The 23387-nt window shown below is 50.4% G+C and carries 19 protein-coding genes; 9 read left to right on the top strand and 10 right to left on the bottom strand.

All coding sequences use genetic code 11. The features are described 5' to 3' along the window. Window positions 1-25 precede the first annotated feature (25 nt). Entirely contained in the window at window positions 26-1336 is a 1311-nt protein-coding gene (locus OEL83_10665; protein MDK9707500.1) for a hypothetical protein, read from the top strand. A 47-nt stretch (window positions 1337-1383) separates the two neighbouring features. Here the strand turns inward: OEL83_10665 and OEL83_10660 are convergent, their stop codons facing one another. From OEL83_10660 to mtnP, 5 genes are all read right to left on the bottom strand, one after another. Further along, on the bottom strand, window positions 1384-2487 hold the full coding sequence (locus OEL83_10660; protein MDK9707499.1) for a GDP-L-fucose synthase: 1104 nt from the start codon (window positions 2485-2487) through the stop codon (window positions 1384-1386). An 11-nt stretch (window positions 2488-2498) separates the two neighbouring features. Next, window positions 2499-3617 (bottom strand): GDP-mannose 4,6-dehydratase, encoded by a 1119-nt coding sequence (gmd, locus tag OEL83_10655; GenBank protein ID MDK9707498.1) that lies wholly within the window; start codon window positions 3615-3617, stop codon window positions 2499-2501. A gap of 23 nt (window positions 3618-3640) precedes the next feature. Beyond that, entirely contained in the window at window positions 3641-4993 is a 1353-nt protein-coding gene (locus tag OEL83_10650; GenBank protein MDK9707497.1) for a UDP-glucose/GDP-mannose dehydrogenase family protein, read from the bottom strand. 106 nt (window positions 4994-5099) lie between these two features. Beyond that, window positions 5100-5621: an adenine phosphoribosyltransferase gene (locus OEL83_10645; GenBank protein MDK9707496.1), complete on the bottom strand. Its 522-nt coding sequence runs from the start codon at window positions 5619-5621 to the stop codon at window positions 5100-5102. An 18-nt stretch (window positions 5622-5639) separates the two neighbouring features. Next, window positions 5640-6389, bottom strand: coding sequence for an S-methyl-5'-thioadenosine phosphorylase (mtnP, locus tag OEL83_10640; GenBank protein MDK9707495.1), 750 nt, complete (start codon window positions 6387-6389; stop codon window positions 5640-5642). A 255-nt stretch (window positions 6390-6644) separates the two neighbouring features. On the opposite strand from mtnP, the gene OEL83_10635 reads away from it, so the two are divergent. The 4 genes from OEL83_10635 to asd all read left to right on the top strand — a co-directional run bounded on the left by OEL83_10635 (window position 6645) and on the right by asd (window position 10989). Next, a complete protein-coding gene (locus OEL83_10635; protein MDK9707494.1) occupies window positions 6645-7796 on the top strand; it encodes an iron-containing alcohol dehydrogenase in 1152 nt (383 codons plus the stop codon). Continuing rightward, window positions 7780-9138 carry an ATP-binding protein gene (locus OEL83_10630; GenBank protein MDK9707493.1) on the top strand — a complete coding sequence of 453 codons (1359 nt, stop codon included), beginning with the start codon at window positions 7780-7782 and terminating at the stop codon, window positions 9136-9138. Before OEL83_10635 ends, OEL83_10630 begins: the two co-directional genes overlap by 17 nt. Window positions 9139-9244: 106 nt before the next feature. Then, window positions 9245-9715: a signal peptidase II gene (locus OEL83_10625; protein MDK9707492.1), complete on the top strand. Its 471-nt coding sequence runs from the start codon at window positions 9245-9247 to the stop codon at window positions 9713-9715. A gap of 146 nt (window positions 9716-9861) precedes the next feature. After that, on the top strand, window positions 9862-10989 hold the full coding sequence (asd, locus tag OEL83_10620) for an aspartate-semialdehyde dehydrogenase (GenBank protein MDK9707491.1): 1128 nt from the start codon (window positions 9862-9864) through the stop codon (window positions 10987-10989). 116 nt (window positions 10990-11105) lie between these two features. Here asd and OEL83_10615 read toward each other — a convergent pair whose 3' ends face one another. Together OEL83_10615 and OEL83_10610 are read right to left on the bottom strand one after the other, a co-directional pair. Beyond that, window positions 11106-12938: a tetratricopeptide repeat protein gene (locus tag OEL83_10615; GenBank protein MDK9707490.1), complete on the bottom strand. Its 1833-nt coding sequence runs from the start codon at window positions 12936-12938 to the stop codon at window positions 11106-11108. A 221-nt stretch (window positions 12939-13159) separates the two neighbouring features. Next, window positions 13160-16522, bottom strand: coding sequence for a transglycosylase domain-containing protein (locus tag OEL83_10610; GenBank protein ID MDK9707489.1), 3363 nt, complete (start codon window positions 16520-16522; stop codon window positions 13160-13162). Between the two features lie 242 nt (window positions 16523-16764). On the opposite strand from OEL83_10610, the gene OEL83_10605 reads away from it, so the two are divergent. The 4 genes from OEL83_10605 to yhbY all read left to right on the top strand — a co-directional run bounded on the left by OEL83_10605 (window position 16765) and on the right by yhbY (window position 19881). Further along, window positions 16765-18468 carry a LysM peptidoglycan-binding domain-containing protein gene (locus OEL83_10605; GenBank protein ID MDK9707488.1) on the top strand — a complete coding sequence of 568 codons (1704 nt, stop codon included), beginning with the start codon at window positions 16765-16767 and terminating at the stop codon, window positions 18466-18468. Between the two features lie 192 nt (window positions 18469-18660). After that, window positions 18661-18981: a TraB domain-containing protein gene (locus OEL83_10600; protein MDK9707487.1), complete on the top strand. Its 321-nt coding sequence runs from the start codon at window positions 18661-18663 to the stop codon at window positions 18979-18981. Window positions 18982-18989: 8 nt separating this feature from the next. Next, window positions 18990-19340, top strand: coding sequence for a hypothetical protein (locus tag OEL83_10595; GenBank protein ID MDK9707486.1), 351 nt, complete (start codon window positions 18990-18992; stop codon window positions 19338-19340). A 205-nt stretch (window positions 19341-19545) separates the two neighbouring features. Beyond that, window positions 19546-19881: a ribosome assembly RNA-binding protein YhbY gene (gene yhbY, locus OEL83_10590; protein MDK9707485.1), complete on the top strand. Its 336-nt coding sequence runs from the start codon at window positions 19546-19548 to the stop codon at window positions 19879-19881. A gap of 41 nt (window positions 19882-19922) precedes the next feature. Here the strand turns inward: yhbY and OEL83_10585 are convergent, their stop codons facing one another. The 3 genes from OEL83_10585 to pnp form a co-directional block, all read right to left on the bottom strand. Continuing rightward, entirely contained in the window at window positions 19923-20717 is a 795-nt protein-coding gene (locus OEL83_10585; protein ID MDK9707484.1) for an MBL fold metallo-hydrolase, read from the bottom strand. After that, window positions 20714-21169 (bottom strand): dUTP diphosphatase, encoded by a 456-nt coding sequence (dut, locus tag OEL83_10580; GenBank protein ID MDK9707483.1) that lies wholly within the window; start codon window positions 21167-21169, stop codon window positions 20714-20716. The genes OEL83_10585 and dut overlap by 4 nt, the downstream gene beginning before the upstream one ends. 112 nt (window positions 21170-21281) lie before the next feature. Next, window positions 21282-23360, bottom strand: a complete 2079-nt coding sequence (gene pnp, locus OEL83_10575; GenBank protein MDK9707482.1) for a polyribonucleotide nucleotidyltransferase — start codon at window positions 23358-23360, stop codon at window positions 21282-21284. Window positions 23361-23387: the final 27 nt, after the last annotated feature.

The following is a 23387-nucleotide window of genomic DNA, read 5'->3' as shown; positions in this document are numbered from 1 at the left end:
CCTTGGCAATATGGAGCAGAAAAAAATGTCAGTTATGACCGAAGACAGCGTTTTTACTTCCCTGCAGCAGCATGGGCCTCTGGCGGTGGAAGATACTATCGAGGTTTCTCAGCCGTTTTCCAGAAAAACCAGGGCATGGGTGAAAAATCTCCATCGCCAGCGGATTAACACCACCAAATACCGCGCCCTGCGCAGCCAGATATTCGAATTCCTGGAGATCAGCAACTTCTCCCAATTAACCGAGCTGCTTTTAAACCCAAGGCACCAGAAAGACCGCAGCCAGCGCGCCTGCGCCCTCCTCGGCAATATGTTCGGCCTCGACGGCACGGCCAGGGAAATTGAGGCCAGGGTCTACGAATATGCCCGCACCGCCGATACGGTGGTCAATTCGCTGCGGGGCAAAATGCTCAGGCCCTACGCCTCCTCCATCGCCACCACCAACGAGATTGAGGTGACCAATGATCCGGTTACCTTGCTCCTCATTATGTTCGACAACCGCTATCATAAAAAGGCCCGCTTCGAGGCCCGGCGCAAGCTGGTGCTGATGAATCTGGCCGGTAGCATCGACCAGCGGGAAAGAGAAACGGAGATCGAGCTGAAATTCTCCAACTTCCTCCACTTCCTCAACGATTATGTGTGGAGCAAAAACCTGAAAATCGGTGAGCATGACATCGTCTACCTGTATTCGCAGCATACCGAGGAAGATTTCCGCTGCACCGATGTCAAGATCCTCAGCCCCAAGCAGGCCGCAGAGGTCCAACTCTGCAAGGGCAGCAAACTCACCTTGCTGAAACGCCGCCGTTTTACCTCCGGGACGCGGGACATTCCCATCTATGTCTCCATCCGCAAAAAGCCGCCGGAGGCAAAGGTTCTCAAACTGCTGCGCAAGAATGAGAAAAACCCGGCGGTGGCGGTCGATGACGAACTCGGCCTGATGGCGGTCCTCGACTCGGTGGCCGATATCAAAACCTTTCAAAACCACCTTACACGCAGTGCCTCCAAGGCCGACAGCCTGCTGGTGCTGGAGGATATCACCGACACCCTTACCGGCTGCACCCCCTATAAGGCCACCTCCACCGGATCGAGCCCAAAAACAGAGATGCTGAAGTTTTTTGCGAGGTTAGGCGGTATGCGGGTGGAATTTATCATCCACACCAACCGGTCCTGGCTCAACTACATGTATCAAAAGGATGTCGCCCATGACGAGTATGAGGTAAAACGTATCTTTGACTCGGGGGTTATGGAACTGCTTTTTCCCAAGGACATCTTCCAGCTCGACCACGAGTTGATCCGCGACGATATGATTCGCCGCTTCCGGAGAACTATCGAAGAATAAAGGCGATCAGCACCGTATCAGGCAGAGGAAAAGAACGGTGGGGAGGCTCAGCCGGCAAACTCTTGATAGGCGCGGTAGGCATCCGCCAGTCCTTCGCTGAAACTGCGCGCGGGCTGCCAGCCGAGGCTGTTGATCCGCCCGGTATCCAGGAGTTTGCGGGGCGTGCCGTCCGGTTGGTTGCTATTATACACGGTTGGGCCGCTAAAACCGACCAGTCCGGCAATAAGTTCAGCCGTGTCGCGGATGGTTATATCGACACCAGTACCTACATTGACAAAGGACGGATTGGGTGCTGTAAAGTCACCCTGCGACAGTTGCATGACGTGAATGCAGGCGGCTGCCATATCGTCGACGTGCAGGAACTCCCTTCTCGGTGAACCGCTCCCCCACAGAACCACTTGCGGCGGTTGCCTGGCATCGAGAGCCTCTTGGTCGGCCCGGTAGCCGATCGCCTGGCAGATATCCGCCGGTATCTTCCCATAACGGCTTTCATCAGCCCGAATCGCAGCGATGTTACCGGCCATCGCCAGTTTTGCCAGATGATATTTCCTGATCATCGCCGGGATGACGTGGCTGTTCTCCAGATGATAATTGTCGCCCGGACCAAAAAGATTGGTCGGCATGACCGAGCGGTAGCGCGTGCCGTACTGGCGATTATATGATTCGCACATCTTGATCCCGGCAATCTTGGCGATTGCATAGGGTTCGTTGGTCGGTTCGAGGAGGCCGGTGAGCAGATGGTCTTCCTGCATCGGTTGCGGCGCGAATTTCGGATAGATGCAGGAGCTGCCGAGAAAGAGCAGGTCCCGCACTCCCGCCCGGTACGCTTGGTGGATGACATTGGCCTCGATCATCATGTTGACATAGATGAAGTCGGCCGGATAAACGTTATTTGCATGGATGCCACCTACCCTGGCCGCGGCCAGCACCACCCGGTCTATTTTCTCAGTGGCAAAGAAGTCCCGGACCGCCGCCTGGTTGGTGAGATCCAGTTCGGAATGGCTCCGGGTAATGACCTTTCCGCAGCCCATTTTCTGCAGCTGCCGGACAATGGCCGACCCAACCATCCCCCGGTGCCCGGCAACGTAAATACGTTCCTGCGGGGTAAGCGGACAAGGGTAATGGGCCTGATGTGCTTCAAGCTGGACCATGGTCATAGCTCCTACTCGTGGTGATTAAGCACCGAGAAGCCCTCGCTTTTACACAACTCGTCACGTCTGGCTTCTTCCAGATCGTAGCGCATCATCTCGGCGACCAATTCGGGGAAGGTGGTTTTCGGCACCCAGCCTAGCCGTTCGCGGGCCTTGGTCGGGTCACCCAAGAGCGTCTCGACCTCGGTTGGCCGGAAATAACGGGGATCCACCCGCACAATGGTATCGCCAACCTTCATGCCTTTGGGGTTTGCATTTGGTGGGACACTTGCCACGATACCCACCTCTTCCGTCCCCTTGCCCTCCCAACGCAGGCTGACCGCCAGTTCGGCCGCGGCGGCGTTGACAAAATCCCGCACCGAATGCTGCTGGCCAGTGGCGATGACATAATCCTCAGGCGAGTCTTGCTGGAGCATCAGCCACTGCATCTGCACGTAATCGCGGGCATGGCCCCAGTCACGCTTGGCGCCGAGGTTGCCAAGATACAGACAATCCTGCAGGCCAAGAAAAATCCGCGCCAAGGCCCGGGTGATCTTGCGGGTGACGAAAGTTTCACCACGCAGCGGCGACTCATGGTTGAAGAGGATGCCGTTGCAGGCGTAAATTCCATAGGCCTCACGGTAGTTGACGACGATCCAGTAGGCATACATCTTGGCCACCGCATAGGGCGAACGGGGATAGAAGGGCGTTTTTTCGGTCTGGGGAATCTCCTGCACCTTGCCGAACAGTTCGGAGGTTGAGGCCTGATAAAACCTGGATTTTTCGGTGAGACCGAGGATGCGAATGGCCTCAAGCACCCTGAGCGTTCCCAGGGCGTCGGAATTGGCGGTATATTCCGGCTCCTCAAAGGAAACGGCGACATGGGACTGGGCGGCAAGATTATAGATCTCGTCCGGCCGCACCTTGCCGATAATATGAATAAGGCTGGAGGAATCGGTCAGGTCGCCGTGGTGCAGAATGAATTTTCGGTTACCAACATGAGGATCCTGGTAGAGGTGATCTATGCGGTCTGTATTGAACAGCGAGGCCCGGCGTTTGATGCCATGTACCTCATAGCCTTTTTTCAAAAGAAATTCTGCCAGATACGCCCCATCCTGACCGGTCACTCCGGTGATTAATGCCTTTTTCATCCACTGCTACCTCGGTAATTTTGTTACTGCTGTTCGCCGTTTCTTATAATTGAGCGGCCCCGGCCGATACCGTAATAGGCAAGCCCCATGGCCTCGACCCGAGTTGGCTCGTAGAGATTCCGCCCGTCAAAGATGACCTTATCTTTGAGTTCTGCCCGTAAGGCCTTGAAATCCGGAACCCGAAAACTCTTCCACTCGGTAACGATAGCCAGGGCGTCGGCACCGTGCAGGGCGGCCTCTTTGGTTCCCATCAAGGTAAAATCGTCGCGGGTGCCATACAGTCGCTGGGCCTCTTCCATGGCTTCCGGATCATAGGCCTGCACCTTTGCCCCGGCCCGCCACAGGGCCTCGATCAGCACCCGGCTGGAGGCCTCCCGCATGTCATCGGTCTTTGGCTTAAAGGACAGCCCCCATACGGCGAAGGTCTTGCCGGCAATTCCTTCCGGATAAAACGAACAAATATGCTCGTAAAGTCTTTCCTTCTGTTTATAATTGACGCTCTCCACCGCCCGGAGAATCTGCGCCTCATAGCCGATCTCCCGGGCCGACCGCTCCAGGGCCTGGACGTCCTTTGGGAAACAGGAGCCGCCGTAACCGCAGCCCGGGTAGATGAACTGGTAGCCGATGCGGGAATCGGAACCAATGCCCCGCCGCACCTGCTCGATATCAACGCCCAAGCGCTCGGCCAGATTGGCCATCTCATTCATGAAGGAAATCTTGGTGGCCAGGAGGCAGTTTGCGGCATACTTGGTAAACTCGGCGCTGCGTACATCCATCACCATGATCTTGTCGTGGTTGCGGCTGAAGGGTTCGTATAGCTCGCGCATCTTCTCTTCCACTTCGTCGCAATCGGTGCCGATGATGATCCGTTCCGGCCGCATGCAATCATCAAGGGCCGAACCTTCTTTTAAAAATTCCGGGTTAGAGACTACCTGCAGCGGAAGATCGAGATTTCTTTCGCGGAGGATGGCGGTCATATGGGCGCGAACCTTATCAGCGGTGCCAACGGGAACCGTCGACTTGTCGATGACAATCTTCCCTTCCTCCATCAGGCGGGCGATCGTCCCGGCTACCGCCAGGACATATTGCAGATCGGCGCTGCCATCGTCGTCCGGCGGGGTGCCAACGGCAATAAAGAGCAACTCGGCATGCTGCACGCCTTTCTGCGCATCGGTGGTGAATTCGATCCGTTTTTTCTCGTAGTTGCCACGGACGAGTTCCGTCAGGCCCGGCTCAAAAATGGGAATGATACCGTTTTTGAGACCTTCAATTTTCCGCTCATCGACATCGACACAGCATACGTCGTGGCCGACATCCGCCAACACCGCCGCCTGTACCAGACCGACATAGCCGACTCCAAATACCGTTACATTCATGACATCCTCAACAATTGCGTAATCTCAAAAAAGCCTGTTCCCTACAGAAGGCCGCCACCTTAACATCCAGGCCGTAAAGCCGCAAGCTCCCTGGTCACGCCCATCTTCAATCGCCTTCAAATTCCATCATGGCGAAAATCTTACAATCGGCAATGCGTTTTCGGCCTTTCAGATCAGGCAGTTCAATGAGGAAGGCGCATTCAAGAATTTCGGCGCCCAAGCCGCGCACCAAAAGGACGGTTGCCCCAACTGTACCGCCGGTGGCAATTAGGTCATCAACGATGACAACCCGGTCACCCTTGTCGATGGCGTCTTTATGAATCTCCAGGGTTCCCGAGCCGTATTCTAAAACATAGGACTCCTCAACCGTCTCGGCGGGCAACTTGCCCTTCTTACGAACGGGGACAAAGCCCACCCCCAGATGATAGGCAAGTACTGCGCCGAATACAAAGCCCCGGGCATCAATCCCGACGACCTTGTCAATTTTCATATCCTTGTAGCGCCTGTAGAAGATGTCACAGGACTCCTTGAAGGCCTTGGGATCTTTCATCAGGGTTGTCAAATCACGGAATATCACCCCTTTAATAGGCCAATCCGGTATGCTCCGCACATATTTTTTTAAATCCATTTTTCCCTCCAGGATGACTCAACCAGCAAAATTTTCAATCACCTTTACTAATAAGCCTGTGACATTATCAGCATTCTTGCGAAATACCGTCAATATTTCATCCCAGGTCACCGGTGCCTCATCTTCCTTCCAGCAATCGTAATCGGTTGACATGGCGACGGCGGCGTATGGAATTCCCGCCTCGTTGGCCAGCATCGCCTCGGGAGCGGTGGACATGTTGATAACGTCGGCCCCCCACAGACGAAACATTTTTGATTCAGCAACTGTCGAAAAACGTGGCCCCTCGATAGTGACGACACATCCCCTGGGATGGACCGGCAATTGCAAAGCCACCGCCGCCGCGTGCAGTTTTGCCCGCAACACTTCGGCAAAAGGATGGGCCATAGCGGTGTGATGAGCACCGGACTCAAAGGAGTCGAAAAAGGTGTTTTTCCGAAACCGGGTAAAATCGATGAACTGATCGAGGACCACCAGATGCCCCCGGTCAATTTCGCCCCGCAGGCTGCCGCAAGCGGTCGTGGCAATGATATGACTGACTCCCATCTCTTTCATCGCCATGATATTGGCGCGGTTGTTGACCTGCGTAGGACTGTATTGATGGTTGCGGCCATGTCGAGCCAGGATGACTGTATCGATCCCACCGATCTTGCCTGCCATCAGTGGCGATGATGGGGCCCCGTATCTCGTTTCAATCTCAACTTCCTGAGGGTCTTGAAAAATTGATGGATTTTCCAACCCTGACCCACCGATAACCCCAATCTTAACCATGAAGTACTCCTTATTATAAAATCAGCCGCGGCAATTACCCCATTTTTCCACCCAGGGTTTTTTTCCGCATAAAGTGAATTTGCCTCAGAACCGCCACATTATCGAACTGAGCCATACGGTGCAACGTATTTATCGGAACACCTCAGAAAGTGCCGTGGAATGGTTGACTTTCCACATCCTTCAATCGATAATAAGGATATTCAAAATACCAAAATGCCTGGCTCTCGATATTTCACGCAAAATAGGAGTAAGCACATGATGGAATTGAGGAAATTCGTTGCACCAGAATTTATTTTCGGTGCCGGGGCCATGCAGCTGGTTGGTCGCTATCTGACTAATTTCGGAGCGAAACGTGCCTTGGTGGTATCCGACAAAGGCGTCATTGGGGTTGGTCTGACCGGGAAACTGCAACAGATTCTAACCGAAAACGGCATACATACTGCCGTCTTTTCGGATATTTCCGCCAACCCTCGTGATCATGAAGTCATGACCGGAGCGGATTATTACCATCACCAACACTGTGATGTCATTGTTGCTATCGGCGGCGGCAGCCCCATGGACTGTGCAAAAGGAATAGGCATTGTCAGCACCAATAAAATAAGCATTCTCGATATGGAAGGCATCGACAATGTTCACGTCCCCGGCCCTCCCCTCATATGCATACCTACAACATCGGGAACCTCGGCCGACGTCTCGCAATTCGCCATCATCAACAACACCGAAGAGAGAAAAAAGATTGCCATAATCAGCAAAACCGTGGTACCCGACGTGGCGCTTATCGACCCGCTGACGACCCTCAGCATGCCGCCATACCTCACCGCCTGTACCGGTATTGATGCCCTGGTCCACGCGGTAGAGGCGTATGTTTCGACGGCCAACTCCCCCCTGCTCGACCTTCACGCCCTTGAGGCCATACGGCTTGTCTGTAATTTTCTCCCGCAAGTCTTGAAGACTCCTAACGATATTAAACTGCGCAGCCAGATGACCTTAGCCAGCCTTCAGGCCGGACTGGCCTTCTCCAATGCCAGTCTTGGCGCGGTCCACGCCATGGCCCACAGCCTTGGCGGTCTCCTCGACCTCCCGCATGGCGAGTGTAATGCCCTTCTCCTTGACCATGTCATAGCCTACAACTACTCGGAAGCAACTGACCGTTATGGGAAAATTGGCAAAGCTATGGGCTTGGACACCGAGAGCATGACCAGTCAAAACGCCAAAAAGGCCATTTTGACAAAGATTGGTGACCTTCGACGGGAAGTTGGTATAACAAAAACCCTCGGTCAGCGAGGAGCGACACTTTCAGACATTCCCATCCTCGCTCAAAAGGCAATGAAAGATCCGTGCATGGTCACCAACCCCAGGCTTCCAACCCAGAGGGACATTGAGGTTATTTATGAAGAAGCCCTCTGACCCTGACGAATCCCGCGAACACCTGCGACAAAGCATCATTGGACTGGGTGAAAGGTCGATCCGAAAGAGCTATTACCCCGAGTTGCAACAGCGAATTATCGAACTCGAACAAAGAAATAACGAACTACAGAAGGAGATCGCTGAACGGATTGAAGCCCAGGCCTCTGCGCGAAAACTTGCCCAACAGCTGCAGCAGTCACAAAAAATGGAAGCCATAGGTACCCTTGCCGGTGGTATTGCCCATGATTTCAACAATATTCTCGCGGCAATCATGGGTTACACCGAACTTGCCAAGCTGCATGCAGAGGCCACATGCTCTGGAAGCAACTGCCTGGTTATCAATGATCTGAATCATATATTGCCAGCCGCTGAAAGGGCCAGAGACCTAATCAAGCAAATTCTCACCTTCAGCCGCCGGCAAGACGACCACAAAAGTCCTATTTGCCTTGACCAAGTCACTAAAGAAGCCTTGGCCCTTCTCCGCGCCTCCCTTCCCCAATCAATCGAAATTAAATCCGATATTGATTGCGGTGACGCGCAAATCCTTGGCAACGCAACCCAGATCCACCAAATTATCATGAATCTCGGTGTCAATGCCCACCATGCCATGCGAGAAACCGGGGGAATTCTCGCTGTTGAGGTTTCACGAATTGAAATCGACGAATTTGATTCAAAATCAAAAAATCTGCTCCTTGCACCCGGTCACTACTTATTGCTAAAGATCTGTGACAAGGGATGCGGCATGGAGCGGGCGGTGCTTGACAAGATCTTTGACCCCTATTTCACCACAAAACCGCATGGACAGGGTACAGGGATGGGGCTTGCAGTGGTACACGGCATAGTAAAAAGCCACGAGGGTCTGATTACCGTATACAGCGAACCTGGCAAGGGAACCAGTTTTCAAATATATTTCCCAGAACTGGTCGAAAAACCTTCCCTACCGGAAATCGACAACGACAAGGAAATTCCCACCGGCACCGAAAGAATACTTCTTGTTGACGATGAGACACTGGTAGCTCAGATGCAGGCCCTACTCCTTGAAAGCCTTGGCTATTCAGTGACCCAAGAAACGGATCCCTTGCGAACATTACAGATTTTCAATGCTAACCCAAATGCCTACGACCTGATTGTAACAGACATGACCATGCCGAAAATGAACGGTGCCGCCCTGACCCAAAATATCCTGGCGATCCGCCCCGACATCTCAGTCGTTCTTTGCACCGGGTTCAGCGAACTGGTGAACGAGGCGAAGGCAAGATCGCTTGGGGTCAAAGCCTTTGCTATGAAGCCTCTCACTCGCAAAACAATTGCTAAAATCGTTCGAAAAGCGTTGGACGATTGAAACTCTTCTACCCCCCAGCACTTGCCAAGCTACTGCCCTTTATCTCTCTTTCCTCTCTATGAAACAGCACTCTTCTTTCGTCACCAAACCATTGATACATCGTATAATGCTTCTCTTTGTTCTCTTCTTCTTTATCCTCGGCAGTGATCAGCTCACCAAATACATGGCGCGTTACCTGTTGGCTGGTTCCCCGCAAATCGACCTGCTCGGCGGTGTACTGCGATTTTCCCTTGTGGAAAATCACGGCGGATTTCTCGGCATAGTCAGTGATTTTCCTCCAGGATTACGCTTTTTCTTCCTCAATATATGCGTCGCCATCCTTCTTGCAGCATGCCTCGGCTACCTGCTCTGGTCTTCCAGACAACACGTGCAGACCTGGACACCAATGGCCTGCATCACCGGCGGTGGTTTGAGTAATCTTCTCGATCGTCTCGCCGGTTCCGGCGGAGTGACCGACTTTATCATTATCGGTACCGACTCTGTACACACCGGAATTTTCAACCTGGCTGATGTCTTTATCCTCGGCGGTTCCTTCGTCCTTGGCTATCATTTTTTCAAGCATCCCACTCCTCATTGAGGGATGGGGAGCGTTTATCAGACTTTTGTTTTTTACGAGCGTTTAAGGTCGCTTTCCGGTAATAATGAAGGTTTCCGATTTATGGACCGGTTACAATAAAGGCAGGAAAATTCACATCTTCACAATTCACTCTCACGGAGTCTCCAATGCTTAAAGTAGGATTTGTCGGTTGGCGCGGGATGGTAGGTTCTGTGCTCATGGAGCGCATGGTTGCCGAAAATGACTTTCAGGGCTTTCTCCCGGTGTTCTTTACCACCTCCCAGGCCGGTCTTGCGGGCCCAGAGGTCGGTGGTGGCAAGGCCCTCGAAGATGCCACAAATATTGACCGGCTGGCCGAAATGGACATCATCGTTTCCTGCCAGGGGGGCAGCTATACCACCAGTGTTTATGAAACCCTGCGCAATCGCTGGAACGGCTATTGGATAGATGCGGCTTCGACCCTAAGAATGAAGGACGACGCCATTATCATCCTCGACCCGGTAAACAGAACGGTGATCGACAAGGGCCTGCAGAGCGGTATCAAGAATTTTATAGGCGGCAATTGTACCGTTTCCCTTATGCTCATGGGTCTCGGGGGCCTCTTTGCTGCCGACCTGGTGGAGTGGGTAAGTTCCATGACCTATCAGGCGGCAAGCGGCGCTGGGGCTAAGAATATGCGCGAACTCATCAAACAGATGGGCGAGCTGGCCGGTGAAGTCGGCAATCTTCTTGCCGATCCATCCTCGGCGATTCTTGATATCGACCGGAAAATCACCGCCAAGCTGAACGATGGCTCGCTCACCATGGACAACTGGGGCGTTCCCCTGGCCGCAAGTCTTATCCCCTGGATCGATGTCCCGGTGGAAGGCGGACAATCAAAGGAAGAATGGAAGGGAATCGCCGAAACCAATAAGATACTCGGCAAAGATGCCGCGAGCACCATTCCCATTGATGGTCTGTGCATCCGAGTAGGCGCCATGCGCTGCCATTCCCAGGCACTCACTATAAAACTGAAGAAGGATATCAGTATTGAAGAGATTGAGACGATTATTGCCGGCCACAATCCATGGGTCAAGGTTATCCCCAATGACCGCCAGATAAGTTCTCGCGAACTGACCCCGGTCAAGGTTTCCGGAACGCTGACCGTACCGGTTGGCCGCCTGCACAAGATGAAACTCGGTCCACAGTATCTGGCAGCCTTCACGGTCGGCGATCAGTTGCTGTGGGGAGCCGCTGAACCACTGCGAAGGATGCTGAAGATCCTCCTCGGCCATGCTGGAACTACATCGAAATAACGCAAAGGATCAGCTGGTATAGCTGCGTTGAGCAGTTTATCTGCTCAACCAAAACTCATGCATACCCTTGCGGTATCAGTACGGCAAGAGGAGGAACCCTCTTGCCGTACATCTGATCATTTTTTCGGTGGCAACACCAAATCGGATTCGCTTATCGCATCCTGTTCGGCATCATTTGCCGTTCTGGTTGGCGAAGCAAAGGTTCCGTCGAGACCGTCAGCCCTTGAAGGAAGGTTGTCGCCCTGATCGACCTGCACTATAAGTTTTGGATCGATATTCATCATTTCCTGTTCAACCCGCTCAATATTGCCGATAACCTTGGCTTTGATATCTACATCGGGGTATTTCACCAATATACTCTTCAACAACTTGTGGGTTTCAATGAGGAGCTTCTTTTTGCTCTCAGGATCCGTGGTTTTGGTAAATCTGGTAAACAAGTTCGCGGCCTTCTTCCGGTCACTTTTTGCTGCTTCAAGCGACATCTCCTTGATCTTCTCACTTGCCTTGGCCGAAAATTCGCTATCCAAGAGTTTTGTAAAAACGGCTATGGCTTCATCGAATTTTTCGGCTTTTGCCAACAGCATTCCATTATTCCACTGATTTTGCAGGACCTGGATATGCGCCATCCTCTGGCTCTCTTTTTCCACTGCATCGGTGAGCGTCAACTCGTCGGTCTTGCCTTTGACGGCGAGGAGTTTCTCCGGACCAACTATGTCAGGGGGCAAGGTTTGCAGAAGGTCCTGAGCCTCCTGGAACTTTTTCTCAGCCCTGAGTTTATCAACTTTCGCGATGAAACCTTCAAACCATTTATCGGCATCGGCTTTGACCTTCGCTTTGATGATATCAACATTTGAAGCTACCGGCGAATAGGGATATTTGATGAGAAATTTCTCGGCTTGCCAAAGCAGCTTATACCCATCTTTTTCGGCTACATATCCGAGATAGTCCCTGAGCATTGCAGAGTATTCTTTGAGTTCTGCCCCACCTTCCTTTGAACGATCAATGATCGACAACTGCAATTTCGACCACTCCTCCAAGCGACCCAGGTTCTGGTAGTCATCGCTGATCTTTTTATATTGGGCCGCTGCAGCACGGTAATTGCCGGATGCGATATACAAATCAGCGAGATTCTTTCGCAGGGAAACCAGGTCAGTTGCTTGCGCGTCGGAGGTTGACATCTCATCGACAACCTGTTGAAAAATCTCTGCGGCCTTCTCCTCCCTATTGAGATATACCAGGGCATTGCCGTAGTGAATCTTCGTGCGCAGGGAAACTCTGCCTGACTGAGTGCTTGGGATTTTCTGCCAAACCTGTGCCACCTCCTGATAGTCGCGATTTCCTGAATGCCGATCGATGAGTGCCTCAAACTGAGATAAATCTGCCGGCTCTTCACGCTGATGCGATACGGCGTTCTTGTCAGGAGAATCGGCCAACAACTGCCCGCAAGACCCCTCCAGAAAAGCAATATCATTTTTTTCCAATTCCAATATACCGTCACTGCTGATCTTTTCGGCTGCAGCCATCTTATCGGCCTGCAGCAATCTGCCTCGAAGCTCGGTGTATCCATGCAGAACATTCTGCAATTTGCGAAAGCAGCGAACCATCTCGGCGGATTCTTCCTCATTGACCTGCCTTCTTCCCGACTGGCTATCCAATTCCTTCCAGCGTTCAAGCTTCCGGTTATACTCAGTAATCCGGTCATTTATAAAACCGGCAGATGGGAGACTTGCCTGATAATTCTCCTCTCCTGCTTTTGAGTGTTCAGGCTCCCCGGACTCCATGGCGGTAGAAGGAGGGGGGCGCTTACCATTGATAAGAGGGGTGGTTCCCTGCTGTTTGGAGGGGATGGAAGAAGACGTAGGATAAACAGGCGTTTTCTTTGGAATTGCACAACCTTCCAAGGTCATGGCAAAGAACAATAAAAATACGGACCAAACTAATTTTTTCATGGTATCTCTTTATAAAGAATATGTTGGCAAAATAAAGAACAAGAGTGCTGTGCACAGAGCGGATTTCCCGTCCATGTGATAACTCATTGCTTATACCGCAAGGGCATAAGTTTCGTATAAGCAGGCAAGCTGCTCGACTCAGCTATATACCGCAAGGGCATAAGTTTCGTACAAGCAGGCAAGCTGCTCGACTCAGCTTTCCTAAAATTGACCTCGACTCATTACTGAGTTTTATCAACAGCGGTGTCCCAAAATGGTTGGAAATTTCTCTCTTCTGTAAACCTTCCAGTTTCGGCAGACTTTGCACCGAAAGTCAAGATGGCCGGTTGATTGCGTGCTGCAAAACTTACCTGCTGCATCGGTTCAAGTACTTTGCCTCCTTGATCGGTCGCCACAGCGACATTGACTTGCCCCAATTCTTTGCGCTTAATCATAAGACCATTGAACGACAAATCAACTGGATCAAGTCTTGTGGCATAACCCTTCTCACGCAGCAGAACATTAGCAATTTCGGACCAGGCCGGCAAGGCCCCTGCCGCGCCACTGATCCGATTGGTTTTGCGGCGCATTGGCTGGTTATTGTCAAAGCCGACATATACCCCAACGGCATACCCATCCTGGAGAATCATTGTATCACCACCCTCGGCAATCTCGGGCACGAAACCAAAAAATGAGGCATTGGCATAATTATTAGCAGTACCCGTTTTACCAAGCAGCGGTACCGGTAACTTCAAGGCGACAATTTCCGCTCCGCCACCCTCATCATCTACCCGAAGCCGGACCTTTTCGTTGGCGGTCTTGCCGGTTCCAAATTTTACTACATTTTCGAGAATCCCGCCAATCGCCAGGGTTGTTTTATCATCAACAACCTTTTTGCTTATCGCCGTCGGCATGTACAGCACCTTTCCTTCTTCAGACTCAATGCGATCGATAATCGCCAGTGAATCGTTGCTTTCATCCTGCTCCGCAGCCCCAAAGGTCGTTATGCTGCCGGTGACCAGACCCTCGTACATTCTTGTCGCCTCAAGCAAGGTGACCACATTGGACCCGAGCGGAAAGGAAAGAACTGGCTCAAGATTACCCTTAATGCCAAGCCGGCTCGCAAGCTCGATGATATAATGAAGACCGACAGTAATGCGAAAATCGTCAAGTTGGGACAACACCTCAAAACTGTAGGGTTGAGCGCTACTGAGCTTCCGGTATTCCTCCTCCACTTGTTCTTCAACCTTATCAAAGGTACCTGCGGTGAGTCCACTCCCCATCAATTTTACTTTTTGCCAAAATTGATCGATCTCAGCGCTGCTCATATTCTGCAAATGGGTAAGTAACCGATCATCATCGAATCGCGTTTGATACGGTGAGGCATCCTCTGGATTACAAAAGGAAAACTCTCCATTCATCCGGTTCATATACAATCCGGCGGATGATGCAGGCGACGGGTCATGTGCAATGGGTTCGCGGAAAAACTCGGTTCTTTTTTCAAACGACGCTTTAAAGGCAGCAAGCCCTTCCCGCAGTGGATGGAATAAGACATATCGATTCGCAAGAATCCTCTTGCGCACTGCTAGCTCTTCATTGTCAATCTTGGTCGCAGTGTCGTCTTTCTGCCGCACCTCCTCATCAACTTCCTCGGTAAAGCGATCAAAATTGAGCCCATACGGCAGATCCTTGATGATTTTATATTCGGCTTCCAGCCCATCAAAGATAAAATCGGTCTCGAGATTCAGAACAGCTACCCGATATGCCGCAGCTCTCAGGAGCTCACGATTGACCTGGATCCCGAAACGATCCCGAATTCTCGCACTATAAACCCGGTACGGTTCGTCCACTCCATCTACCGTCTTCGGTGCCATTCCGAGATTTTCGGCCACTTCCCGAAATTGTAGTGGTGTCAAATGATCGCAAAGGTGTGCCAACAACCACACAGAGGCCAAGTTTTCCGAATGAACCCCCGCCCAATCCATAGAAACCCAGTCAAAAGGGCTCTTATGATCCGGCCTCGGAAAATATGGGCGGCCGTGCAAAACGAAAATATTTCTGCTGTTTTGTAAGAGATCAGCACTATTCCAGCCAAGTTGCAGGGCGGCGGCGAATACGAGAGGCTTGAAGGCAGAACCCATTGTTCGTCGTGCTTGAATGGCACGATTAAAAAACCGGTTTTCAGTTCCACCAGCCATGCCCCTGATCGCTCCGCCTTTCATTACCAAGGCACCACCTTGAACCAAAGGGTACCTTTGCAGGTCAAACAGAGCAGGTTGCCCATCGACGACAGTCCGCACACTGACCCAAACCCTGTCGCCTTTTTGCAATTGCTCGAGCAAGTGTTCCTGGTCAGCAGGGGCCGGCTCGCTCCACAGACTTTTCTGCCATTTGACCCGGGCCTTGACTATCTCCGATAATCCAGTTGCATCAATAAGGCCTTTGCCAAGTTTTTTATCGAGTTCAACTCCGATCTGGATATCCTTGCCTTTACCGGTAATACCGGAGATGGTACCAAAGAGAAAATCTCCTTCCCGAAGGGCAGAGTCACCACTGTATTCAATCCCAGCGAATTCCTCCTGCACCTCTTTTCTTTCATATCCACGCAGGCGAACGTCAAGGTGTGACAATTCTTTACGGAGAATGGACAGGGTTCTTTCCTGAAGCTCCCGATCGATGGTGGTAACAATTTTCACTCCGGAGGTCGCGATATTTGAGACATCGCTCGCCTCAAGGGCACCGAGAACCTCCGTTGAGGAAACCGCTTCTCTGACGAGTTCCATTACGTAGTCAAGCGCATAGCCTACCTTTCCCTGGTTGAAAGTGAGATCTTCAGCAACTGTTTTGGTGTATTCTTCAGCCGTTATCGTTCCCAAGTCTCGCATTTTTCCGAGAACGTATTCCAGCCTGGTTTTCCCACGGGATCTGGCAAGATCGGCTCCTTGATCGGTCTTTTTTATAAATGGGTTGTAATAGTTGGGCCTTTTAACACTGCCTGCTATAAAAGCACACTCCGCAAGCGTTAATTCCTGCGGCGTTTTGTCAAAATAGTACCTAGCAGCAACCCCTAGACCATGCCCATTGCCTGAAACGTAAAATTGGTTGGCATAAAATTCAAAAATCTTCTCTTTGGGATAGTGATATTCCAACCTCAGGGCAAACAGAAGCTCTTTGATCTTCGCCTGTAGAGACCGGTCGGTCCTCTTGAAGAGATTCTTTGCAGTCTGCTGAGTCAGTGTACTGCCGCCCTGGACAATTTTGCCTGCCTGGACATTACGCAGCATAGCCCTGGCAATTCCAAGGGGGTCAAACCCTATGTGGATGAAAAATCTTTCATCCTCGGAAGCGACCAAGGCATTAACAAAATTTTTAGGAATTTCTTCAAAGGCAACGTACTGACGATGAGCGGTATCAAAAAAAACCCCGAGCTTGGTAACGCCATCGCTGTAGTATACTTGGCTCTCCTTGCCTAGTATACGACGAATGTTATCCTGTTTTATCTCTTCTCCAGGCTCGAGGACGACCAACTTGTATAACCAACCAAGCAAAGCCGCGGTGACGATAACGCCCAAGGCAAATGCCATAATAAAGAACTTTTTCAACATAATTATTCAATTGTTTTGGGAAAATAGGTGGACAAGAGGGAGAAAAAGCTGCCTCAACGGAATGATGGACGTATAATCCTTGCAATTGCTTGAAAGTTAGGTTTTTATAGTGACGATTATCGGCACCGTCTCGGCGACTCTGAATGTACATGGTTATCCGGGATATCTCAACAGACTAATTGTCAAAATCAGTGGCCTTTTTTTTGGGGCCCTCTAACTGTAGACAACAACCGGATTGGCGAATGATACAAATACCCCATACGATTGTTAAGATTCTTGCTGTTCTTTCTTTTCTGTTCCTTCTCACTGGTTGTGCCGAGAAAGTTAATTTTGGAACAACCCCCGGCGATGCGTCCCTGAACAATACCAGCGACATAGCCGCAAACGAAGCGGACCAAGAGCTTCAGCCTTCCGAGCCAGAGATGTGCCTTGACCAAGAGTTGAATGAACTCAGTCAGACTGGAGTGTGGAATGAACCGTATTTCCCAACCAGCTTTGATCCGACTCTTAATGTGTCTTTTGATTTTCCGGTCGTGTTAAACAAACAGGTTGCGATGTATCTCCATTTTTTCCAGAATGGTTTTAGGGAGCAATTTGCCCAGTGGCTGCAAATATCCGCCACCTATATGCCGATGATGGAGGCTGCCCTAGCGGAAGCCGGCCTGCCGCGTGACTTGGTATATCTTGCGATGATAGAAAGTGGTTATAATCCGCTGGCCTGCTCAAAGTCCATGGCGGTTGGTCTCTGGCAGTTCATGGAAGGCACAGGAATTCAATACAATCTTGAAATCAATAAATATATTGATGAACGTCGTGATCCCGTCAAGTCTACCCAGGCTGCGGTAGCCTTTCTTGCAGATCTGTACAAGGAATTCGGCGACTGGCATCTCGCCGTGGCAGCGTATAACGGCGGCCCTGGGAAAATCCGAAACGGTCTGGCTAAATATAAGGTTGACAATTTTTGGGAATTGGCCAGCAAAGACTATTTAGCCCTTGAAACCAAACGCTATGTACCCAAGCTCATTGCCGCTCTTATAGTCGCTAAACAACCAGAAAAGTTCGGTTTCACCCAACTCGCTTATCAGGCCCCGCCACGATATGATTCAATTTCCGTTGCCCCCGGCATGGGTCTTGATGCGATAGCACTGATCAGCAACAGCAGTGTTGAAAAAATCAAACAACTCAATCCGGAATTGCGACAGAATAAAACACCACCGACTAAAGGTGATTATGAGGTGAAAATCCCGTATGCAACATATGGCCTAGCGATGAAAAATCTTGCTCGTCTGCATTCCACGGTCGCCACCAATTATAAATCACATAAGGTGGCCAAGGGAGATACTCTCACCTCGGTCGCTTCCAGATATGATATCAACAAAGCTACTCTTCTTAAGGTAAACAACCTGAAAAGCGGCACCCTTGCTTCAGGCCAAGTACTGAGGATTCCGTATAATACCGTTTCATACCAGCTCCTGCCCGACAATATTGCCGCCAAAAAAGCAGTCAGCCGGGAAAATTTTGTTATGCACCAGGTTCAACCTGGAGAAACTATTTCGAGAATTTCCAAACTGCACAACGTTTCTCCCGAGCTGATCATGTCCTGGAACAACTTGAAGAACGTCAAATCTCTTCAGATAGGGCAACAGCTAGCTTTATATAAAGATAATAAAGATAAACCTAATCAAGTTGCTGTCGTTGTTGACAAAAAGAATCCTGTGCTGCCAGAAAAAACGGCTAAGATTGTCTTGAAGCCTGAGCACAGAAAGACATACATCAGGGAAGTCAGGGTAACAGACTCCTACGCATCATATAATGTCCAGGATGGAGACACTTTGTGGACTATTTCACAGAAGTTTAGTGCTTCGACATCGGAAATTAAAAAATGGAACAACTTAAAATCCGACATCATTTATCCTGGCATCGTCTTAAAACTTAAAAAAGCCTAAATCCCCAACCAGTTGCTATCTTTCGTATATGGTTTGCCAGTTGAAAGTTCAATCTTCGTGATACACCCGCCACCTTGTATCCCGTTTTCTCTTAATAATACCTCCCATAAAGCTATTGTGCCGCTGAGGGCAAGACGATCTCGGCGGCTAGACAGACAGTAACGGCTGTATCTTCAAAAAATATCCAACAACATGACTGCCCCCTCTTTGTCATTTCAAACCTATGGAAATGATGTCCATGTAGTTGAGTATGGCGATAAGACCATAACTCTCGCTGGAACTGCACATATTTCCCAAGAAACTGTTGATCTTGTACAAAGGGTTATCGACGAAGAACGACCGGATTGTGTCTGCCTGGAACTCGACGACAAACGGTTTCAGACACTGACAGAAAAGCTACATTGGCAAACCCTAGACCTCAAGACAATAATCAAAGATAATCAACTATCCACCTTGCTCGTCAGCCTCCTTATGGCCTCCTACCAGAAGCGATTAGGGGGGAAATTAAGATAAGGCCCTGAATGATTCAATTATTTGCAACTGACAATAGAGCGAAGCTACTGGATATTGTAAGCATCCCAACAGTAGCCATTGGCTTTAAGATTTTAGGCTGGACCATTCCTTTGGCCATCATTGGCTCTCTCGCCCTGATCGCTGTGCAGAAATGTTCCGAAATTGCTGATGAAAGCGCCATTTATTGGATATTAGAACATGGAATACCGGCATCTATCGGTGGTCTTCTCTCTCTTGCCCATCCGCTCACCACGCTCACAGCCTTTGCAGCGGCCCCAATTACCAGCCTATCACCGCTGATTGATGCCGGTTCAGTTTTGCGCCTTTGTGCAAGTCATGGTCTGTCCACCTGTCGTTAAGGAATTTAAAAGGTCAGGCAATGACATCAATACACTCAAAGGATGGGTGAAAAACCGATTACTCAGACTTTTTCTTGTCTTTATACGGACCGAGTTCGGTCCGGCATTAGGAACATGGCCCGGCGGTTACCGAATTTTTAATAACTTGGTCAGCTGACAACAATTCATCAATTCCCCTTCACATAAAAAAAGGATATTTACCAATATGCCCGAAACAACGTCTACCCCCGCTCCAACTCTTACAGCCCGTCAGAAACAATTTCTCAAAGGTCTGGCCCACCCTCTTAAACCACTCGTCCATATTGGCAAGGAGGGTATGAGTTCGGCCATCATCGATACCGTAAAAGCCGAATTGTACAATCATGAATTGATCAAGGTAAAGATAGGAAACAATAGTGGACTGGAGAGACATGCCACGTCGCAGGCAATCACCGAGCAAACAGAAAGTACCATGATCCAGCTCATCGGCAAGGTCTTTGTGTTGTATAAGCCAAACCCGGAGAAATCGAAGGAAAAGAAAATTTCCCTGCCAAAGGGCTGACAGATGGGAGAGATCGCCGTTAACCTCCTAACGGCCTTTCTTTACGATCTTCTCTCTTTCTCGGAAATATTTAGTAGCGGCAGGGCTGCGTCCTGAAGGGCCAATAATAATGCCGTGTCACCCCATTCCCGAACAGCCAACTGTGCCGCCTCCCTTGCTAATCTGGGAGTGTTATTGGTTTCACTTAAATGGGCCAGCACGACGCTATGCACATGTTCTCCCATGAGTTCTGCAAGAAATGTTGCGGCATCTTCATTACTGAGATGTCCTTTGCTTGATCGTACCCGCTGTTGGAGGGGCAAGGGATACGGCCCATTTTTCAACATTTCCAGGTTATGATTAAACTCTAAGATGAGGGCATTGCAGCCGCTCAACCTCCTGGCCATAAGGTGGGAGACTTTACCGGTATCGGTACAATAGCCGATACTGTTTTGGGCATCGCTAACCACGAAGCCGACCGGGTCAGCGGTATCATGGGAAACGCTAAAGGACCGTACCAGCAGATCACCAATCGCCACCTCGCTTCCAGTTTCAAATTCCATTCTGGAAAAAAGCCTCCCCAGCCTTGCTTCGCCAGCTGCAAAGGTTCCCGGATTGGCATACGCTGGAATCCTGTATTTCCTCGAAAGTACTCCTACACCGCCGATATGATCGTTATGCTCATGGGTTAAAAATATTGCCTGAACATCGTGAAGATCACGACCAATCTTGTGTAACCGAGACTGCATCTCTTTGCCGGAAAACCCAGCATCAACCAAAATACCAGTCCGACCGCTTTCAATGTAAACGGAATTTCCCCTGCTACCGCTGCCAAGTATTGAGAACCGCACTGTCATACTCCGGTATGACCAAAACCGCCATCACCCCTGTCGGTAGGACCGAGATCCTCAACGAGATAGAGCCTGGCCCTGGTGACTGGGGCGAGCACCAACTGTGCAATACGGTCTCCCCGATGAATGGTAAAGGGTTTAGATCCAAGGTTGATCAAGACAATCTTGACTTCGCCTCGATAGTCTGAGTCGATGGTCCCCGGACTATTAAGAATGGTCAGGCCATATTTTACCGCTAAGCCGCTACGCGGCCGGACCTGGAGTTCATAACCGGTCGGCAGCGCTACACCAAAACCTGTCGGTACAAGGCCCATCTTTCCAGATTCTATAACCATTTCTCCATGCACCGCTGCTTCGACGTCCATTCCGGCTGCCTCTGCCGATTCATAGCTGGGCAGATTCAGATCACGTTCTTCTTCGGGTATCAGCCAACAAATTTCGACTTCCTTTACGTCCATTGTTACCCTTCCCAGTTGGTCATTTCTCCCTCAAACGCCGCATAAAAAAAGCCGGCCCCTTGTTCAGGGAGCCGGCCTCGCTTGCTACAATAAACTCTGTCTACGGCCTGCTCTATTGTTCAAGCATGGCCTTGCGACTCAGACGTATCCGGCCACGATTGTCAACATCAAGAACCTTGACTTCGATTTCATCACCTTCGTTCACTACGTCGGTAACCTTAGATACTCTTTTGATATCAAGCTCGGAGATGTGTACCAGGCCATCTGTTCCAGGCAAGATCTCGACAAATGCGCCAAAATCTTTGATGGTTTTAACTATCCCTTTATAAACAGCACCTACCACGGCCTCGGCAGTGATCGCCTTTACTTTGGCAAGAAGGGCATCAGCCATGTCACCATTCAAAGCAAACATCTTCACGAGCCCAGAATCATCGACTTCGATTTTGGCATCGAATTCAGCGGATAATTCCTTGATGATTTTACCACCCGGGCCGATCAAGTCACGAATCTTATCCGGATTAATCTTATGTACCATGTATTTCGGGGCATGCTCAGCGACCTCGTCTCGTGATTTGGCAATGCTTTTCTTCATCTCGGCAAGGATATGAACTCGGCCTTCTTTGGCCTGAGCAAGGGCTTTGCCCATAATTTGCCTATCAACCCCATCGATCTTGATATCCATCTGCAGTGAGGTAATCCCTTCACCGGTTCCAACTACCTTGAAATCCATGTCACCGAGATGATCCTCATCGCCAAGGATATCGGAAAGAATTACCACTTTATCATTTTCCTTTATCAAGCCCATGGCTATACCGGAAACCGGGCTTTTCAGAGGTACTCCCGCATCCATCATAGCCATGCTCCCTCCACAAACCGTGGCCATAGAGGAAGAGCCGTTTGATTCAAGAACCTCGGAAACTACGCGTATTGAATAGGGAAAATCCTCTTCAGACGGAAGCACAGCCTCAAGTCCACGGGTCGCCAGATTACCATGGCCAATATCCCGACGAGACGGCCCACGCAGACCGCGAACCTCACCAACGCAATATGGAGGGAAGTTATAATGCAGCATAAAACGGTTAGTGATCTCACCATGGAGAGTCTCAACCCGTTGTTTATCGCGTTCACTGCCAAGCGTCGTTGAAACAAGGGCCTGAGTTTCTCCGCGGGTAAAAAGAGCAGACCCGTGAGTTCGCGGCAGATATTCTGTCTCGCAGGCGATTTCACGAATTTGGTTGAATTTTCGACCGCCAATTCTGATTTCGCTATTGACGATCTTGTCCCGCATGAAGGATTTTTTATATGCGGAAAGCAATTCGCTAATTTCATTCCCTCGGGCCTTTTCCGGATCAAGAGCAGCGACAACTTCGCCCTTCAACTCATCATAGACAAGGCTGCGTTCAAGTTTATCAAAGGTATTGAAAACCTTTTCCATTCCGGCTGCAGCTATCTCTTTCACCTTGGCGAGGAGGGCTTCGTCAACTGTCGGCGCCACAACCGAACGTTTGGATTTACCGGATGATTTCTGCAACTGCTCCTGCAGGTTGATCAAGGGTTGTAGATGCTCAAAGGCATAAAAGATCCCAGCCAAGACCTCATCCTCTCCAAGTTCGTCGGCCTTGCCTTCAACCATGACCACAGCGTTGCGAGTACAAGCGACAACGATGTCCATGGTCGACTTTTTTAGCTCGGAAATGGTTGGATTAATAATATATCGTCCATCGATGCAGCCGACGCGCCCTCCGGCTACCGGGCCATTGAACGGTATGTCAGATAGGGTGAGAGCGCAAGACGCCCCTGTCAGAGCAAGAATATCCGGTTGAACATCCTGATCCGCGGAAAGAACAGTAGCGATAACCTGGGTTTCAGCACAATATCCCGAGGCAAAAAGGGGCCTAAGGGGGCGATCAATAATTCTGCAGGTCAACACTTCAGCATCACTCGGCCTACCAATTTCCCGACGGAAATAATTGCCGGGAATCCTTCCTACCGCTGCCAGTTTCTCCTGATATTCAATGGTCAGGGGCAGAAAACCGGCATCAGTTTTATTTTCGTTTGCCCCAACAGCGGTCACCAATACCATTGTTTCGCCGGATCGAATTACAATGGATCCAGATGCCTGCTTGGCAATTTTTCCTGTCTCGATGGAAATTACTTTGCCACCAATTTCTGCTTCAACTCTTTTCAACATGATTTCTCCAGATGTTTGTAGCATCAG

Origin of the sequence: Desulforhopalus sp. (genome assembly GCA_030247675.1) — a bacterium.
Taxonomy (GTDB): domain Bacteria; phylum Desulfobacterota; class Desulfobulbia; order Desulfobulbales; family Desulfocapsaceae; genus Desulforhopalus_A.
This window is presented reverse-complemented; position numbering and strand designations above follow the sequence as displayed.

What these genes read in the sequence shown, in the direction of transcription:
- asd (MDK9707491.1), top strand. Translation starts at nt 9,862, where the DNA reads ATGCTTAAAGTAGGATTTGTCGGTTGGCGCGGGATGGTAGGTTCTGTG.
- yhbY (MDK9707485.1), top strand. Translation starts at nt 19,546, where the DNA reads ATGCCCGAAACAACGTCTACCCCCGCTCCAACTCTTACAGCCCGTCAG.
- dut (MDK9707483.1), bottom strand. Translation starts at nt 21,169, where the DNA reads ATGGACGTAAAGGAAGTCGAAATTTGTTGGCTGATACCCGAAGAAGAA.
- OEL83_10600 (MDK9707487.1), top strand. Translation starts at nt 18,661, where the DNA reads ATGACTGCCCCCTCTTTGTCATTTCAAACCTATGGAAATGATGTCCAT.
- OEL83_10615 (MDK9707490.1), bottom strand. Translation starts at nt 12,938, where the DNA reads ATGAAAAAATTAGTTTGGTCCGTATTTTTATTGTTCTTTGCCATGACC.
- OEL83_10625 (MDK9707492.1), top strand. Translation starts at nt 9,245, where the DNA reads ATGCTTCTCTTTGTTCTCTTCTTCTTTATCCTCGGCAGTGATCAGCTC.
- OEL83_10630 (MDK9707493.1), top strand. Translation starts at nt 7,780, where the DNA reads ATGAAGAAGCCCTCTGACCCTGACGAATCCCGCGAACACCTGCGACAA.
- OEL83_10650 (MDK9707497.1), bottom strand. Translation starts at nt 4,993, where the DNA reads ATGAATGTAACGGTATTTGGAGTCGGCTATGTCGGTCTGGTACAGGCG.
- OEL83_10585 (MDK9707484.1), bottom strand. Translation starts at nt 20,717, where the DNA reads ATGACAGTGCGGTTCTCAATACTTGGCAGCGGTAGCAGGGGAAATTCC.
- OEL83_10605 (MDK9707488.1), top strand. Translation starts at nt 16,765, where the DNA reads ATGATACAAATACCCCATACGATTGTTAAGATTCTTGCTGTTCTTTCT.
- gmd (MDK9707498.1), bottom strand. Translation starts at nt 3,617, where the DNA reads ATGAAAAAGGCATTAATCACCGGAGTGACCGGTCAGGATGGGGCGTAT.
- pnp (MDK9707482.1), bottom strand. Translation starts at nt 23,360, where the DNA reads ATGTTGAAAAGAGTTGAAGCAGAAATTGGTGGCAAAGTAATTTCCATC.
- OEL83_10635 (MDK9707494.1), top strand. Translation starts at nt 6,645, where the DNA reads ATGATGGAATTGAGGAAATTCGTTGCACCAGAATTTATTTTCGGTGCC.
- OEL83_10665 (MDK9707500.1), top strand. Translation starts at nt 26, where the DNA reads ATGTCAGTTATGACCGAAGACAGCGTTTTTACTTCCCTGCAGCAGCAT.
- OEL83_10595 (MDK9707486.1), top strand. Translation starts at nt 18,990, where the DNA reads ATGATTCAATTATTTGCAACTGACAATAGAGCGAAGCTACTGGATATT.
- OEL83_10645 (MDK9707496.1), bottom strand. Translation starts at nt 5,621, where the DNA reads ATGGATTTAAAAAAATATGTGCGGAGCATACCGGATTGGCCTATTAAA.
- OEL83_10610 (MDK9707489.1), bottom strand. Translation starts at nt 16,522, where the DNA reads ATGTTGAAAAAGTTCTTTATTATGGCATTTGCCTTGGGCGTTATCGTC.
- mtnP (MDK9707495.1), bottom strand. Translation starts at nt 6,389, where the DNA reads ATGGTTAAGATTGGGGTTATCGGTGGGTCAGGGTTGGAAAATCCATCA.
- OEL83_10660 (MDK9707499.1), bottom strand. Translation starts at nt 2,487, where the DNA reads ATGGTCCAGCTTGAAGCACATCAGGCCCATTACCCTTGTCCGCTTACC.